This is a genomic window from Methylophaga nitratireducenticrescens (assembly GCF_000260985.4).
Lineage (GTDB): Bacteria > Pseudomonadota > Gammaproteobacteria > Nitrosococcales > Methylophagaceae > Methylophaga > Methylophaga nitratireducenticrescens.
Genome location: NC_017857.3, coordinates 36247 through 53250 on the forward strand (window position 1 = coordinate 36247; position 17004 = coordinate 53250).

Annotated in this window: 12 protein-coding genes; 11 read left to right on the forward strand and 1 reads right to left on the reverse strand. The window is 46.8% G+C overall.

Annotated elements, in window-relative coordinates; genetic code table 11:
- The first annotated feature begins 14 nt into the window (after positions 1-14).
- The 9 genes from Q7A_RS00185 to fae all read left to right on the forward strand — a co-directional run bounded on the left by Q7A_RS00185 (position 15) and on the right by fae (position 14210).
- Entirely contained in the window at positions 15-1277 is a 1263-nt protein-coding gene (locus Q7A_RS00185; protein ID WP_014705276.1) for a methyl-accepting chemotaxis protein, read from the forward strand.
- A 28-nt stretch (positions 1278-1305) separates the two neighbouring features.
- Entirely contained in the window at positions 1306-7011 is a 5706-nt protein-coding gene (locus Q7A_RS00190; protein ID WP_014705277.1) for a hybrid sensor histidine kinase/response regulator, read from the forward strand.
- A gap of 22 nt (positions 7012-7033) precedes the next feature.
- Positions 7034-7519 (forward strand): chemotaxis protein CheW, encoded by a 486-nt coding sequence (locus Q7A_RS00195; RefSeq protein ID WP_014705278.1) that lies wholly within the window; start codon positions 7034-7036, stop codon positions 7517-7519.
- Positions 7520-7528: 9 nt separating this feature from the next.
- Positions 7529-9472, forward strand: a complete 1944-nt coding sequence (locus Q7A_RS00200; RefSeq protein ID WP_014705279.1) for a transglycosylase SLT domain-containing protein — start codon at positions 7529-7531, stop codon at positions 9470-9472.
- A 9-nt stretch (positions 9473-9481) separates the two neighbouring features.
- On the forward strand, positions 9482-10723 hold the full coding sequence (locus tag Q7A_RS00205) for a multifunctional CCA addition/repair protein (RefSeq protein WP_014705280.1): 1242 nt from the start codon (positions 9482-9484) through the stop codon (positions 10721-10723).
- A 62-nt stretch (positions 10724-10785) separates the two neighbouring features.
- A complete protein-coding gene (gene mch, locus Q7A_RS00210; RefSeq protein ID WP_014705281.1) occupies positions 10786-11769 on the forward strand; it encodes a methenyltetrahydromethanopterin cyclohydrolase in 984 nt (327 codons plus the stop codon).
- 9 nt (positions 11770-11778) lie between these two features.
- A complete protein-coding gene (locus Q7A_RS00215) occupies positions 11779-12705 on the forward strand; it encodes an ATP-grasp domain-containing protein (protein ID WP_014705282.1) in 927 nt (308 codons plus the stop codon).
- Complete coding sequence (locus Q7A_RS00220) at positions 12695-13573, forward strand: triphosphoribosyl-dephospho-CoA synthase (protein WP_014705283.1); 879 nt, start codon at positions 12695-12697, stop codon at positions 13571-13573. Before Q7A_RS00215 ends, Q7A_RS00220 begins: the two co-directional genes overlap by 11 nt.
- A gap of 76 nt (positions 13574-13649) precedes the next feature.
- A complete protein-coding gene (gene fae, locus Q7A_RS00225) occupies positions 13650-14210 on the forward strand; it encodes a formaldehyde-activating enzyme (RefSeq protein WP_269147703.1) in 561 nt (186 codons plus the stop codon).
- Between the two features lie 41 nt (positions 14211-14251).
- Here the strand turns inward: fae and Q7A_RS00230 are convergent, their stop codons facing one another.
- The gene (locus Q7A_RS00230; RefSeq protein WP_014705285.1) at positions 14252-14947 is read right to left on the reverse strand and encodes a HisA/HisF-related TIM barrel protein; all 696 of its coding nucleotides are present in this window, start codon (positions 14945-14947) and stop codon (positions 14252-14254) included.
- 22 nt (positions 14948-14969) lie between these two features.
- On the opposite strand from Q7A_RS00230, the gene Q7A_RS00235 reads away from it, so the two are divergent.
- Together Q7A_RS00235 and Q7A_RS00240 are read left to right on the forward strand one after the other, a co-directional pair.
- Positions 14970-15965 carry an ATP-grasp domain-containing protein gene (locus tag Q7A_RS00235; protein WP_169697660.1) on the forward strand — a complete coding sequence of 332 codons (996 nt, stop codon included), beginning with the start codon at positions 14970-14972 and terminating at the stop codon, positions 15963-15965.
- On the forward strand, positions 15958-17001 hold the full coding sequence (locus Q7A_RS00240; protein WP_014705288.1) for a hydantoinase/oxoprolinase family protein: 1044 nt from the start codon (positions 15958-15960) through the stop codon (positions 16999-17001). Before Q7A_RS00235 ends, Q7A_RS00240 begins: the two co-directional genes overlap by 8 nt.
- Positions 17002-17004 lie beyond the last annotated feature (3 nt).

Sequence of the window (17004 nt, forward strand, 5' to 3'; positions counted from 1 at the left end):
TCAGGATATGCCTCATGAACGCCACCAGTAAACTGTTTTTTTCTTCGCTGCTTAACGGCAAAAACCTATTTTTCATTGTTTTAATCATTCTTTTTAGTGGTTTGACGCTCACCGGCATTTGGTTGTTGGTTTCCGGGCAATATTTACTCGTCCACCCTGATCCATTGGTAACGGCTGCAGCCAGTGGTCTAAGCGTCATTTTTGCGGTGATATTCGCGTTGATAGTCGCTTATCAGCCATTACGTAAAGTTAAACAATCTATGGATGAAATGGAATTACAAAATCGACATAATCAAGATGCGATTTTACGATTACTGGATGAGATGGGCGATCTCGCAGATGGTGATCTGACCGTCACAGCTACGGTGACAGAAGATATCACCGGAGCAATTGCTGATTCCGTCAACTACACCATTGACGCATTACGCAGTCTGGTCGCACAGATCAACTCAACTACCTTGCAGGTCGCTTCGGCTGCACAGGAAACGCAGGCTACTGCATTGCATCTCACCGATGCCAGCGAACATCAAGCACATCAGATTTCTGAAGTCAGTTCAGCCATTACCCAAATGGCGGCTTCTATCGAACTGGTTTCTGAAAATGCCAGCCAATCTTCTGAAGTTGCTAGACAGTCCGTTAGTTTGGCTGTGCAAGGAAACGGCGCGGTGAAAAAAGCCATTCATGGGATGGACACTATTCGCGAACAGATTCAGGAAACCTCCAAGCGGATGAAACGGCTGGGTGAAAGTTCGCAGCAAATCGGTGAAATCGTTGAACTGATCAATGACATCGCAGAACAAACCAATATTCTGTCCTTGAATGCGGCGATTCAGGCCGCTATGGCCGGTGAAGCCGGTCGTGGTTTTGCCGTCGTTGCCGATGAGGTTCAGCGACTGGCGGAACGTTCAGGCAGTGCCACTCGCCAGATTGATGCGCTGGTTCGAACTATTCAAAGTGATACCAGTGAGGCCATCAGTTCCATGGAACAAAGTACCGCTGAAGTAGTTTCCGGAGCACGTCTGTCGCAGGATGCCGGTGCCTCGCTGGAACAAATTGAAACCGTTTCTCAGCAATTAGCCGAACTGATTAACAATATTTCCAGCAATGCCAAACAACAGGCTACGGCAGCGATTAGCACATCAGAAAGTATGAGTGTGATTCAGGAAATCACCATGCAGACCTCAACCGGTACCAATGAAAGTGCGGCGGCGATCGGTAGACTGCTTGAACTGACAAACGAACTGCGTAAGTCAGTCTCTGGTTTCAAATTACCTTAATACAGCCTGAGCCGGCGGAGAAGCATATATGACCCAATCCAGAGGCAATTATAATGCTCTGACATGGCTGCAGGATGAATTGCAGAAGTCACTTGCTGCGGCATTACAATCCGTTCAGACCTATATTGATGATCCACAACAATCAGAATCGCTGAGCCGTTGTGTCGAGCATTTGTATCAGGTGAACGGTACGCTGGAAATGCTCAATCTGGATGGGGCACAGATGCTTGCAGCTGAAATGCAGTCCATCGCGGGTTATATGCGTTCATTCCCGGAAGATAAACAAAATTCAGCATTGGAAACGTTAACCCGTGGCTTGATTCTGTTGCCGACCTATTTACAGAAGGTGAATGAGAAGTTTCCAGACAATGCTTTGTGTCTGCTGGACTCAATAAATGAATTAAGATTATTGAGAGACAAACCCGCTATTGCTGAAACCGATGTGTTTGCCCCGGATTTATCCATCAGTCTTCCGGACAGTATTGCCCCTAACCCGGCTCACACGGCTCCCCCGCTAGAGCTGGAAAGACATAAAGTAGCGCACGTATTTCAACACTTGCTGCTGACCTGGATGCGCGAACAGGACGATAAAAGTCTGCGTAAGATGCGGGGCATTCTGCGACATCTACGACTGCAATGTTTGCAGGAAAAAACCACGCTTTTCTGGTGGGTCGCTGAGGCTCTGCTCGAAGGTCTGGCACACCGAGGCATCCGCGATGATTCCAGCGCCAAACAACTTATTGGCAAAATGGCTTCGCCAATTCGACTGGTCTGTGAAAGCGATGAGAATTCATTACTGGCCGGTTATCCTGAAACCCTGCTGAAACAGTTACTGTTACTGGTTGCCCGTTCAAGCAGCTATGGCCCTTTAGTCACCGGCGTGAAAGCGAGTTTTGGGCTGACCTTCTACGATCAGGCTTTACAATTAATTGGTCATAGCGATGCAGCATTACAGGAAGCGCAAAATGCCCTGCTCGAGCAACTTGAAGAACTGAAAGAGCGTATCAGTCAGTTTGATACGGCCGAAGACCAGGCCGATGAGGCCGTTAACGATATAAGCCTGCAACTACTGAGCATGGCGGATACGCTGACGCTTTTACAACATCAGACCCAAAGTGATGATTTACATAAACACCATAAGGCTCTGCAGAAATGCCTGGCAACTGATAAGTCCTATCATAATCAACTGACCAGTCTGGCTGACGATTTATTGCAAATCGAAGCATTGCTCAGAAAAACCGATGCCACTGACGCGATTCATCGTCAGTTACAAAAAACCGTATTAACCGAGTGTCTTAATGAGTTGGCCAGTGTTAAAGAACTTTTGATTCTTCAATCAAGCCATCAGACGGACAATGATGAAACAGCTCAGCAAAATCTGGCAAATAGCTTAAACATGCTCGCTGGCAGTCTGGATGTACTGGATATCGGTAAAGCATCACAGCTGTTTTTTTCATTGGCAACTAAGTTCAATGATGATGCTTCATCGTTTAATACTCCCAAAGCTCAACAGGATATGGCCGAAATACTAGCGTCGGCTGAAATTTATCTGGAGAATCTGCACCGAACCGGCCAGGTCGATGAAAATATTCTGCAAACAGCTCTTAATACGTTGCAACATTTTGGGCAAAGCGATGAACAAATTGACACATTGCAGCTGCCCGAGATTAATTTTTCCACTGAGGATGAACCTACCGCTGAAGATGAGAAGTTAAGTTCGGTTGCTTTGTATCTCAGAGCGCTCGAAGATAAAGCAGCTGATATCGACGCATCTCAACTCAGCATCGCTCCAGCGGATCAGGAATCTTTAGTAGCGCAAGACATCAGTTACTCAGAAGAGCAGGTTGAGGCATTGGAACTGCCCGAGATTGATTTTTCTGCCGATGATTCCAGTGAAGTCCCCGCTGAAAAAGCTGAACCTCTGAAATTGAGCTCTGTCGATTTATATATCAAGGCACTTGACGACAGGGAAACTGACACTCAAACGTTGCAGTTCGAAGATTTCCAACCGTCTGTTGCAGATCTCAGCGAGAATGTCACTGCAGATGAACCATTGGAGTTACAGGATTATCAGTCAACGGACATCAACTTTGATCAGGTAGAGTCCGAGACTTCCGAGCCAGTTGCTTTTGAAGATCAAACATCTTTTTCTGCTGAATCTGCAGACTCCTCCGAAAGTAGCGATAGCTTTAGCTCCGGAAACTGGCAATTTGAAGAGCATATCAATCCTGAAATCGCTGAAGTTTTTGTTGAAGAAGCCAATGAAGTTTTAGACGATTTGCAGCAACTACTGCCTATTTGGAGCGAAACGCCGGAAAATGGCGATCTGCCAACTATCCGCCGTCATTTTCATACCCTAAAGGGCAGTGGGCGGATGGCTGGTGCAACCACCATTGCCGATATGGCACAAGCAGTAGAACATTTATTGAATCAGATTTTAGAAGATGCTTTACCTGTATCGGATGAAATCATGGCGTTAGTCATGGAAGCCGTTCCGGAAGTGAACGACTGTTTAGGTTTATTCACTCAGGCACAATCCGATTTCACTGAATCTGCAGCAGCATTAACCATACTGGCCCAACAACTCACTGAACAGGAAAGTGTGTTGGATAGTGCCGATGAAGAGGACGAAGACAGAGCTTTACGAGATATTTTCTATCAGGAAGCAGAACAGCACCTACAAAATTTATTTGCTGAAACAGCTGTTTTACAAGTCGGCAAAGTCATTAATAAATCCATGCTCAGTGCGGCGCATTCTCTCAAAGGCTGTGCCAATATTGCTGGTGTCAAACCCGTCGCCATCATTGCCACCCAGCTCGACCAGACTTTCCGTAATCTTTACCACCAGCAACAAACGTTCACTGAAGAATCCATCAGCGAATTGAATGATATCGTAATGGAATTAAGTCAGTTGTTGCAGGCAGTGAAAACAGGGGAAGACGAGCCGGATATTCGCTTGCTGGATCGGCGAATTTTTGAACTTTGCCCGCAAAAGTCAGAACAGAGTCACACTGCGCGACTGGACCCGGAACAACTGGTCAGCTTTCTCGAGGAGACTGATGGCCTGCTTAATGAGTACAGCCAGCAACTTACTGCATGGCAGCAAACGGATAGCGAGCCTCCCTTAGCATTAAAGCAGACATTAAACACGCTCGCTGAAAATAGCGTACTACCGCAATTGGCTGCCCTTTATCAATTAATGCAACGTCTTATTTCGCATCCCCAAAGCCGAAGCGAGAATTTAAAAGCCCTGCTTGATGAAGCGTTGGAAATTGTTAATGATCAGATTGAAGCGCTAATACAGCATAAGACTCCAGCCGATTTCACCCTTTTCCGTGAACAGATTCGTGCCACTTTGACAGCGTTTGACAGTGTCTCCACGGTTGAGGTTGATCCAGAAATTCTGGAAGCGTTTACCGAAGAAGCTGCTGAATTATTAGTATCAACCGATCGTGCTATCAAACAATGGCAAACCGAACCGGAAAATCCAGCAGGCCCAATGCAGTTACAGCGCGACCTGCACACCCTTAAAGGTGGTGCAAGACTGACGGCAACCATGGCTATGGCAGATTTGACTCATCAGGTTGAAACATTGGTGCTGTCCGTTACTGACCAGCAGGAAACACCGGACGATGGTTTTTTCAGTTTGCTGCAACGCTGCCAGGATCGGCTGACCGAAATGCAGGAACAGCTGGCGAACCGGTCTGACATTCCCGCAGCCAATGATTTACTGCAGGAGATTCAACAGTATTCAGGTTATGTACTGGCAGATATTGATAACAGGGATACGCTGCAGCAACCAGCTTCTGCTGCTGAGCAACTTCCTGCCGAAGCCAGCAGCTTTAACAAAGCTCCAGCCGATAACGCTAAATCCAGCAGCTCACAAAGCTCGGAAAAAATCAGGGTAAGAGCCGACTTGTTGGATTATCTGAGCAATTTTGCCGGTGAAGTCAGCATCACTCGCGATCAGGTAACCCAGCAGCATGGTGTCATGCATCAGCAGCTCGAGGAAATGGAAGAAACCGTTTCCCGTTTACATGAGCAATTACGCAAACTGGAAATAGAAACCGAAACCCAGATCCTGTATCGCTATGAAGACACTGTTCAGGATACCAACACTGAATTTGATCCATTGGAACTGGATCGTTTTTCGACTATCCAGCAGTTATCGCGCAGTCTGACCGAAACCGTTAACGACTTGAATAATATCAGTCGTTCAATGGGTAACCTGATGCGCGAAACCGACATTTTGCTGCTGCAGCAATCCCGGCTGAATACAGATTTACAGCAGGGCTTGATGCATACCCGCCTGCTGCCATTTAATTCGATAGTGCCGCGTCTGGAACGAATAGTCCGTCAAACCAATAGTGAATTAAATAAACAATCCCAATTACTGATCCGTGGCGCAGATTTGGAACTGGACCGTACTATCTTGGATCGGCTGGTGGCACCGATAGAACATATTCTTCGCAATGCTATCGCTCATGGGCTGGAAACTGCCGACGAACGTTCACAACAGGGAAAACAACAATCGGGTCGGTTAAAGATTGAGATGCAACGTGAAGGTTCGGAAGTCGTCATTACCATTGCTGATGATGGTCAGGGGCTGAATATTGAAAAAATTAAACAGCGCGCCATCGCACAGAACCTGATTGATGCAAATAATATTCCTAATGAACAGACACTGATCCAGTTGATTCTGACATCGGGGTTCAGTACTGCCGAAACTATCTCTCAATTAGCCGGTCGTGGCGTCGGTATGGATGTTGTCAGTAACGAAATCCGGGCACTAAAAGGTCGTTTATCAATCAGTTCAAAACCTGGTAAGGGCACCCAGTTTCACCTGCGTCTGCCATTAACGTTGTCGGTTATGCAGGCATTGTTGATTTCGGTTAATCAACAGCAGTTTGCTGTGCCGCTATCAGCTGTCAACGCCGGTGAGCGTATCAGCATCCAGCATATTGGTGAGTTGATGGCTCAGGAGAAGCCTACCTATACTTTCCATGGCGAACATTATGACTTCATTCCACTCGGTAATCTGCTCGGTCAGCCTTTAAATCTACTGGAAAATCTGTCCCACCAAATGCCGTTACTGTTATTCCGTAGTGGTGATATCAAAATTGCCCTGGCCGTTGACAGTATTGATAGCAATCGGGAAATCGTTATCAAATCAGTCGGCCAACAGCTCGGACAAATTAGTGCGATCAATGGCGCAACCATCCTTGGTGACGGTCGGGTTATTTTTATCCTGGATATTCCAACGCTAATCGAGGATTACCAGGCCCCCTCCGGAACAACTAACTTGCAACAGGCCAGTGAGAGCTTTAAGAAAATTGAAGAAAATCGTAACCCACTGGCAATGATTGTGGATGATTCGATTACTATGCGTAAAGCAACGGAAGGCCTGTTAACCCGCCTTGGTTTTGACGTGGTGACGGCGAAAGACGGTGTTGATGCACTGGCTCGATTATATGAACAAACACCTGATATCGTGTTGCTCGATGTGGAAATGCCCCGAATGGATGGCTTTGAATTCGCCTCGATTATTCGTAACGATTCGCAATTTAAACACTTGCCAATCATTATGATCACTTCCCGTACCGGTGATAAACACCGTCAACGAGCGATGAGCATCGGTGTGAATGCCTACCTTGGTAAGCCCTATCAGGATGATGAGTTGATTATTTCGATGAAACAACAACTCGCCTATAAATATCCTAACGAAAAGCGTTGAGAACAACGCACAAAAGGCAATTATGCAGAAAGAAAAAGATTTTATTCATTGCATGTTGATTCCATTACGGCAGCATTATTTGTTGTTACCGAATCCAACGATTGCCGAAGTTATTCCGCTGCCTCGTCTGACTGATAGTGATATCAACTCATCCTGGTGTATCGGCCAGTTTTTCTGGCGTGATATGCCATTAGAAGTGATTGATTTGGAAACGCTGATTGGAAGTGGCCAACAAAACAATCGTCAAATCAATAAACTCTGCGTGATCAACGGCATCAACAGCGACGCTAAAATCAAACATTATGCCGTTGCCTGCTGTGGGGCGCCCCAACTTATCACCATCAATGAAACTGCTTTGCAACCCACGCATGATATTGTCGATTCGGACTGGCTTCACTGCCAGATTAAGATCGGATCCAATGTCGCTTTTATTCCAAAACTAGACAATATTGAAACTCATCTGCAAAACAGCTTGTCGGGTAATACAATCTCTGACAATTTGCTTTAAGATACCGGCATGAAAAATCAAATTCGCATTGCAATATTGCTGATGCTTGCCGTTTTTTTGCCTATTCAGGCAGTGACTGCAGCATCTGACATCAATCAACAGCGCAAGCTTTATCAGCAAGCCAAAAAAGCGCTGCAAACACATCAGCTGACGCAGTTTCGTCAACTGCAGGCTCAACTGGAAGGTTATCCGTTGCAGGAATATCTGGACTATTTATATCTGCAACATCGGATAAACGATACCGAAGCAGCAAACATCAAACGCTTTCTGCAAACCCGTGAAGACAGCTTTTTCAAGGCGCGCCTGCGCGGTGCCTGGTTGGACAAATTGGCTGGCAGTCAACAATGGCAGCAGTATCTGGAGTTTTATCAAGTGCCTCAGTCGGCTGCACGTGAATGTCATTATGCCCGGGCATTAATCGCTACCAATCAACAACAGGCTGCTGCTGAGGCATTCGAAAAACTCTGGCTGGTTGCCGCATCCCAGGACAAGGCATGTGATGCTGTTTTTCATCACGCAGAACAACGTGGCTGGTTAACAGATGAGTTACGCTGGCAACGGCTGCTACTGGCATTACGCAACCAGCAATTTGCTCTGGCAAACTATCTTGCCAAAACAGTAAAACAAAGTGCAACCGCCCAGGCCTGGACCAAGCGCTGGGAAGATATTCATAAAAACCCTGTCAGTTTGCTGTCTCAGTTACCGGCCCCGGCCCCCGCTCAGGGAGTCTCTCTGGCACAGGATGTTGCTATGGCCAGGGAAATTATTGTTTATGGCCTGAAACGTTTAGCCAGAAATGATCCCGCTAAAGCCCACTATCACTGGACACGCCTGGAAAACAGTTATCAGTTCTCTACTGATGAACGCCATGATATTCAGGGCAGCATTGGACTTTGGGCCGCGTTGGATCGTGACGATAAAGCACTTTATTATTACGGTGACACACCAAATCATCCATGGCGGGTTCGTGCAGCCTTATGGCAGCAAAACTGGCCTGAAGTACAAAAAGCTATTGCCAGCCTGGATGAACACACACGTCAGGAAGCACGCTGGCAATACTGGCTTGCCAGAAGTATGGCCGAGTTAGGCGAGCGGACTGAAGCCGAAGCGATATGGCGCACCCTGGTGGATGAGCGTGATTATTATGCCTTTCTTGCAGCAGATAAAGTTGATGCTGAATATGCGATGAATCACCACCCTATTGTCGCCGAGCCCGAATACCGCAATTCCATTATCACCATGGAAAGCGTTCAACGTATGCGTGAATTTTACCTGCAGGACGAATTACTTGATGCCCGACGTGAAGCCTATTTTCTGCAACAGACTTTAACCCCTCGCGAACTGCAGATTGTTGCCACGGAAACCCATAAGTGGGGCTGGCATAATCAAACCATTGCCCTGTTAGGCACTGCCCGCTACTGGGATGCATTGGATTTACGTTTTCCAGTGCTTTATGACACTGAAATGCGGCAGGCCAGTGCTGATGTAGGAGTAGATGCTTCGTGGTTACTTGCCATTGCCCGGCAGGAAAGTGCTTTTAATCCCAGAGCGCGCTCACATGCTGGCGCAATGGGGTTGATGCAAGTCATGCCCGCCACCGGTAAGCAGGTTGGACGCTGGCTGAATAAGCCTTTAAAGCAGGATTCTGAGCTTTATCATCCACCGCGTAATATTGAGATGGGAAGCTTTTATATCCGTCGTATGCAGGATCAATTTCAAAACAATCCAATACTGGCCACCGCGGCTTATAATGCCGGGCCTCATCGTGTTTCACGCTGGTTACCGGAACAAACCATGCCGGCCGATATCTGGGTAGAGAACATTCCATTTACCGAAACACGTCGCTATGTTCGCACGGTGTTCAGTTATGCTGCCACCTATGACTTTCAAAGAAAACAGACTATCAAGCGAATGTCGGAACGTATGCCAGCAGTACGTCCCAAAAACCCTTAATATAGTGTCATGCAAATATATAAAGTAGGTGGCTGTGTTCGGGATCGCTTACTGGGACGGCCGGTAAAAGATAAAGACTGGGTTGTTGTGGGCAGCACTGCCGATGAAATGCTGGCTCAGGGATTTCGTCCCGTGGGCAAAGACTTCCCTGTCTTTCTGCATCCCAAAACCCATGAAGAATACGCACTTGCCCGTACAGAACGAAAAACGGCGCCGGGCTACCATGGTTTTGAAATTCACGCCTCACCAGAGGTGACTTTAGAAGAAGATCTGGCACGTCGGGATCTGACTATCAACGCCATGGCTGAAGATGACGATGGCAATGTCATCGATCCATTTGATGGGCAAACCGATCTGCACAACAAGACTTTACGCCATGTATCCAATGCCTTTGTTGAAGATCCAGTCAGGGTATTGCGTATGGCAAGGTTTGCTGCCCGCTTCGGTTTTCAGGTGGCTGATGAGACCAAACTATTAATTCACCAGATGATAGCCAATGGTGAACTGGAGCATCTTGTCGCCGAGCGCGTATGGCAGGAGCTGGAAAAAGCGTTATTAAGCAATCAACCCTCTTTATTTTTTATCTGTTTAAGAGAAGTCGGCGCTTTAAAAACGCTGTTTCCAGAAATTGATCGGCTGTTTGGTGTTCCACAACATTCTCAATGGCATCCCGAAGTGGATGCCGGTGTACATGTGATGCTGGTGCTGGATCAAGCCGCCAGACTGACTGATGATCTGGCCGTGCGTTTTGCGGTGGTATGTCATGATCTGGGCAAAGGAACGACCCCTGCCGACATTTTGCCAGGTCATAAAGGGCACGAACAACGCAGTATCGCATTAACCCATGCGTTATGTGAACGGTTACGTGTACCCCGCGAAATCAGCAGTCTGGCACTGAAAGTCGCTGAATTTCACACCCATTGCCATTTACTTTTTGAATTATCATCGTGTGAAGTATTAAACGTAATAGAAGGGCTTGATGCGTTTCGCAAACCGCAACGATTGTCACAATATCTCTTGGCTTGTGAGGCCGACTTTCGAGGACGTCCTGGTTACGAAAACGCTGATATGCCCGAAAAAGCCGCTTTTCAGGCCTGTTTTGATGCTGCATCAAAGGTAAGCGCAGCAGCTTTTGTTAATGAGGGACTCAAGGGTCCGGCGATTGCCTCGGCCATGGCAGATCAGCGTTGCAGGATAATCGAGCAAATGCTTAAACCATTTCGTAAAAACACCGGTGGAACAGCTAGCTGAACATTACAGCGCCCAATGCATAACGTATACTATTTTCATTTTTTATCAGACAGGATCTTTTCATGAGCAGTCAAATCTCCGCCAACTGGACCAGTGTGAACGCCGCCAGTAAGCCACTGGTTGATAAATTAATCGACAATGCTCAAGCCCTGCAATTGGAAATCAGTCATTTATCCAATGGCACACGGGTTGTTGATGCAGGTATTAAGGCCACCGGCGGTCTGGAAGCGGGTCGATTGATTGGTGAAATCTGCATGGGTGGACTGGGTACCGCAACGCTTGGCAGCACCAGCGGTTTTAGCGATTGGCCATGGTCAGTGTATGTTCATGCAAAAACGCCGGTATTAAGTTGTCTTGGCAGTCAATATGCAGGCTGGAGTCTTTCCCATAAAAGTGAAGATGTGAAATTTTTTGCCCTGGGCTCCGGGCCAGGTCGTGCACTTGCTGCGCGGGAAGAATTATTCAAGGAATTTGGCTATCAGGATAAAGCAGATTCAACGGTTATTGTGTTGGAAGTGGACAGCATGCCCCCCGTCGAAATCGCCGATAAAGTTGCTGATAACTGTGGTATCAAACCTGAAAACCTGACGTTAATTCTGACGCCAACCACCAGTCTGGCGGGGGTAATGCAAATTGCTATTCGTGTACTGGAAGTGGCCATGCATAAAGCCCATACCCTGCACTTCCCGATGGATAAAATTGTCGATGGTTTTGGTACCACGCCTGTGGCACCACCCGGTGGTGATTTTATGACCGGCATGGGCCGCACTAATGACGCTATTCTGTATGGCGGTACCGTGCATCTTTTCGTGGACAGTACCAATGATGAAGCACAAGAACTTGCCGAGAAAATGCCCAGTAATACATCGTCTGATTATGGCCGCCCGTTCGGTCAGATTTTCAAATCTTACGAATATGACTTTTTTAAAATAGATCCCATGCTGTTCAGTCCGGCCAAAGTCATTATCACCAGCACCCAAACCGGGAAAAGCTTCACTGCAGGCGAATTGAATGCCGACTTATTGAAACAGTCTTTCGGACTGTAATGATTGACTATGTCTAACGCCCGCGTTGTTGTTTTTAATGATACCCACGGGTGGCATAGTGCTCAGCTGACTGAAGCACTGGCTGACTTAAATATTGAAACGGTGCTTATCGATCTGGCGGAATGCCGGATCGATACCCGCAGTCCAACAGGCATGGTGATTCCGCAGTTTGAAGCGACATTGCCTGATGCCGTGCTGGTCAGAGGCATCGCTCCCGGTAGCCTCGAACAAATCACCTTACGCATGGACGTATTGCATACCTTTGCCGAATTAGGTGTGCCGGTTTTGAATCCCGCCCATGCTATTGAACTCACCGTCGATAAAGCGCGAACGTCATTAAGACTTCATCTGGCGAATATCCCTTCGCCACAGACCTGGGCTTGCGAAAGCCGCGATCAGGCGTTGCAAATTGCCCGCGAAGAATTCGCCAAAGGATTCAGCCTGGTCGTTAAACCATTATTTGGTTGTCAGGGGAAGGGCATTCAACGGCTTGATGAGTTAGCACAACTGGATAACCTCTCAGTGGTTGGTGAGGCTTATTATCTTCAGCATTATGTGGCGCCAGCTGAAACCGGTTGCTGGCAGGACTGGCGCTTGATGGTGGTCAATGGTGAAGTCATTGCCGCCATGACACGTCGCTCGAATCACTGGATAACCAACTTTGCTCAAGGTGCCAGCTGTTTTGCCAGTACCGTGACTCATGAAATGGCACAACTTGCGATCAGAGCGACGGCTGCGGTGGAAGCACCTTATGCCGGCGTCGATCTGATTCAGGATCCGCAAGGCCAGTTCAGTGTATTGGAAGTTAATAGCGTACCCGCCTGGAAAGGCTTATATCAGGCAACAGGTATTGATATTGCTGCTCGACTTGCAGCAATGGTTGCTTCTCATATTCAGCAAACCAGACAGGTATCTTTCCCCGAACATGCTAGCTGAACAACAGATTGCTGACAGTGTCCGTTGGGCCTGTGAGCAGGAAGTCAACGCTCCAAAACCCGGTAATGTAAATGTCTGGAGTGACGGACATAATATGGCAGTACAGGACTTTCTCTCCAGCGCTGCAGCAATTGCGCCGGTAATGGCGCAACCCAATCTAAAGGTTGGCGAACGGATTTTGCAGTCCATTGAAGCTACCCGTAAGGTCGTCAACTGTAATACCAACCTTGGTATCGTATTATTATTTGCCCCATTATGTGATGCAATTCAGCGATGTTCCAGCTTTGATCAACTATCTTCAGAGCTTGAAAAAACCCTAACAGCTTTAACCATTGAAGATGCCCGACTGTGTTATGAAGCTATTCGGTTGGCAGATGCGGGAGGGTTGGGACATCAAGCAGAACAAGACGTCCACCAACAACCAAACGTCACCCTGAAACAAGCGATGGCTTTAGCGCAGAATCGGGACACGATTGCTCTGCAATATGTAAATAATTACCAGCAAGTATGGGAAATCGGCTATAAACAATTGACAGAAGCGCTGAAATGTGGGGAAAAGGTTGAATGGGCAAGCACAATCGCGTATCTTTATCTACTATCACGTGTGCCGGACACTTTAATTGTCAGAAAGCAATCCCGGCATATCGCCCAGACCGTGGCACAAAAGGCACAGTTATTTATTTTAGAAATGAATAAAAATAGACCCTTAAGCAAATCAACAGCTGAGCTGACCGTCTGGGATCACGAATTAAAGAGTCATGCCATAAATCCCGGAACCTCCGCAGATATGACTGCAGCAGCATTGCTGCTATTTGCGTTTGAGCAGGCGTTTGATTCTAACCGAATTTCAGTAGCACGATGCTTATAGCGGGCGGCACTGAGCAGGTGATACGTTCCTTTATTACGTATAAACCTCAATCTCATATAAAAAGGTTGAGGAAAAAATGAGCCTTTTTGACAATTTTTTTGGAACAGGAAAATATAACATGCCAGTTATCGATCGCGTACTTGTAGGTGAATCTTTAGTCATTGAAGATGGAGACTTAGACAACGTTGCTCACATCGACTTATTAATGGGCCCACGTGGTTCAGCAGCAGAAGATGCTTTCTGCCGCACTATGACCGACCAGAAACAAGGTGTTAACGGCCTGTTGGCTGTGGTTGCACCTAACCTGATGGTCAAACCAGCTACCGTTATGTTCAACAAAGTAACCATCAAAAACATGAAACAAGCTGTGCAAATGTTTGGTCCTGCACAACGTGGTGTTTCTGTTGCGGTTGCTGAGTGTGTTGAAGATGGCACTATCCCTCTCAGTGAAGCTGATGATTGCTTCATTTGCGTTGGTGTATTTATCTCACCAACTGCTGACAGTGATGAAAAAATCCAGGACTGGAACTACCGTGCAACTAAAGAAGCTATCAAACGTGCAGTAGCTCGTGAGCCTAAAGCGGCTGACGTTGTTGCACAATACAAAGCTTCTGAACACCCATTTGGTGCTAAGTAAGTTTTAGACTGATGTAAATGCCGCCCTTCGGGGCGGCATTTTCAGTTCATTATCTGGCGTATTGTATCGACGCCAAGTCTGCCTTTGTGCAAAGCACTGGCAATCAAAGCCCCTTTGATTTGTTTTTTTGCCAAATGCATTAAATCTTCTTTCCCACGCACACCTCCCGCCGCAATTAACTGTGCATCAGGCTTAATCATTTGAATTTTATTCAGTAACTTTTCATCTGGCCCCGTATCCATCCCCACCGTATCCAGACTCATCACAATGATAGTGTCAGGCCATAAATCTACCCGCGTTAACAAATCATATTGCCCCAATAACCGCCCCTGCCGAAAATCCAGAGATAATATAAATTCCGTGGGTTGCAGCGTGGTTAACAATTGAAGATTCTGCAGAGTCTCACTCCCCAATACCGGCGTAATATTTGGGATATCACTCCAGAACTGCCAGTCATTCAGAGTACGGATGCCCGCATCCAGCCAAATGGTTAATTGTGGAAATAGCTGGTGCAGTTGCAAATAAAACGCTTTATCGATTTTTCCAATTTCGATTGCATCCAGATCCGCAATATAAATATCAGTGAACGGATACCATTTCAGTAACTGTTTAATCACCGCATTTGGATAGACACTGGAGGTTAATTGCGATTTAAGTAGCTGATATTGATCACGCCTTCCACCTTGTGCATGAACGACCTTCCCCCCCATCAGATCAATGACCGGTATAATCAACACTTCTTTAAGTAACCTCAGAAAAATGAACTTAGTCGTCTACGAGCATATCACCAGTGGCGCATTGTGTGACGAGCAGTTACCCGCATCGCTCTCACATGAAGGCGAAATGATGCTTTCTGCCATTGTGCAGGATCTTCTCCGGCTGGGTCAGATTCATATCACTATCCTTAGAGATAAGCGACTGAGTGAGTCCGACTGGATGCAGACCTCCAACATCACGATAAAACCTTGTGCCAGTCGCCAGGAATTTGATCAAAATTGGCAGTATTGTTTAAAAAACCTTTCGTTTTTTTTACTGATTGCTCCCGAAACCGATAATATTTTATTGTCCCTGCAACAGCAGGTTATCGCTGCGAACAATCTCTATCTAGGGTGTTCAATTGAGGCAACCAGCTTTTGTACGGACAAATTTCAATGTTCTGAGCAACTGCTAAATAAAGGCATTGCTACGCCAGTGACTTTTTCAGCTGCCGATGGTTTATTAGACCAGTGCCTGCTCGACCAGCCTTATGTCGTCAAACCCCAGGATGGCGCGGGTTGTCTTGATACACTCAAATTTGATTCGATCCAACAAACTCGTCAATACCTGATAAGTCTGCCTAAAAAGGCACGAGACAAACTGATTGTGCAACCCTACCTTGATGGCCCGGCATTGAGTGTTAGTTTGTATGTGGAACAAAATAACATTGAGTTGCTGTCAATTAATCAGCAATTAATCGAACAACAGGCACAACAATTTGTCTTTCATGGGTGTCAGGTAAACACTATTGTGACAAAGAAATTTACTGACCAGCAGGCAACGCAGCTTGCCAATTTGATTGATCGGGCGATTGCAGGATTATCTGGCTATGTTGGTATCGATTTTATATTAACTAAGCAAGGGCCGGTGGTGGTAGATATCAACCCCCGATTGACTACAGCCTATGTCAACCTGGCAACAAATAAACAGCGCAACCCTGCCCTGCCGTTATGGCAGCATCTACAACGTTTGCAGCAACAAGAAGCATATTATGCATAGACAAGAAAAAGGCTGTTTCACCGGCTGGGATATTGGTGGAGCACACTTAAAAGTAGTTCGCTGTAATAATCAAGGCGAACTGTTACAGGCGCTTGAACTGCCCTGCCCACTTTGGCGGGGCAAAGAAGCGCTGCGCAAGGCTATTCGTCTGGTAGTTGATACATTGAACAATGAATTGGATCAACAACTAGTCACCATGACCGGAGAACTGGCAGATTGCTTTGTTGACAGAGCTTCCGGTGTATCAGAAATTCTGGCCTGTATAGCTGAATATTTTCCAACTGATCGGGTTTCGGTATTCAGCAGGGATGGCTGGTTAAGTCAGGAAGAAGCCCGTACTCACTGGGATAAAGTGGCTTCGATGAATTGGCTGGCCAGTGCTCAGTTAGCCGCTACAAATTATCCAGCAGGACTGTTGGTTGATTGTGGAAGCACAACCACCGACATTATTACGCTTAATCAATCTCAGCCACAACTAACCGCATATGATGATCAAGGCCGGCTAAAAAGTGGTGAGTTACTGTATACCGGTGTTATCCGTACCCCGTTGATGGCTGTGGGGCAGAAGCTGCCGTTTCGTGGACAGTGGCAGACCATCACGGCTGAATTATTTGCCACCACTGGGGATTGCTGGCGGCTGCTGGATAAAATCAGTGCTACACAAATTAATGATAACAGTGCTGATGGCAATGATTGGCAAACCGAAAACTGTCAACGCAGATTGGCTCGAATGCTGGGAACCGATGCCAATTTGTTTACAGCAGAAGACTGGCAGAATGTCGCAATATGGTTTTCTGAACAGCAAATCCAGCAGATTCATAATGCCTGCTTACAGGTATTATCCGCTCATAGTGATCTTGATAAACAAGCACCGGTGATTGGCGCAGGTGCTGGACGATTTATCGTCAGCCAGATTGCTGAGCGTTTACAGCGTCCATACGTTGATTTTGATAGCCTGCTTGACTCACATGAAACCGCTGCGACATACGCCCCAGCCAGCGCACTCGCCCTTCTAGCCCAGAGGCAGTTCACGTAAAAT

Coding starts and splice junctions, on each gene's coding strand:
- Q7A_RS00185 (WP_014705276.1), top strand. CDS start 15: ATGAACGCCACCAGTAAACTGTTTTTTTCTTCGCTGCTTAACGGCAAA.
- Q7A_RS00190 (WP_014705277.1), top strand. CDS start 1,306: ATGACCCAATCCAGAGGCAATTATAATGCTCTGACATGGCTGCAGGAT.
- Q7A_RS00195 (WP_014705278.1), top strand. CDS start 7,034: ATGCAGAAAGAAAAAGATTTTATTCATTGCATGTTGATTCCATTACGG.
- Q7A_RS00200 (WP_014705279.1), top strand. CDS start 7,529: ATGAAAAATCAAATTCGCATTGCAATATTGCTGATGCTTGCCGTTTTT.
- Q7A_RS00205 (WP_014705280.1), top strand. CDS start 9,482: ATGCAAATATATAAAGTAGGTGGCTGTGTTCGGGATCGCTTACTGGGA.
- mch (WP_014705281.1), top strand. CDS start 10,786: ATGAGCAGTCAAATCTCCGCCAACTGGACCAGTGTGAACGCCGCCAGT.
- Q7A_RS00215 (WP_014705282.1), top strand. CDS start 11,779: ATGTCTAACGCCCGCGTTGTTGTTTTTAATGATACCCACGGGTGGCAT.
- Q7A_RS00220 (WP_014705283.1), top strand. CDS start 12,695: ATGCTAGCTGAACAACAGATTGCTGACAGTGTCCGTTGGGCCTGTGAG.
- fae (WP_269147703.1), top strand. CDS start 13,650: ATGAGCCTTTTTGACAATTTTTTTGGAACAGGAAAATATAACATGCCA.
- Q7A_RS00235 (WP_169697660.1), top strand. CDS start 14,970: ATGAACTTAGTCGTCTACGAGCATATCACCAGTGGCGCATTGTGTGAC.
- Q7A_RS00240 (WP_014705288.1), top strand. CDS start 15,958: ATGCATAGACAAGAAAAAGGCTGTTTCACCGGCTGGGATATTGGTGGA.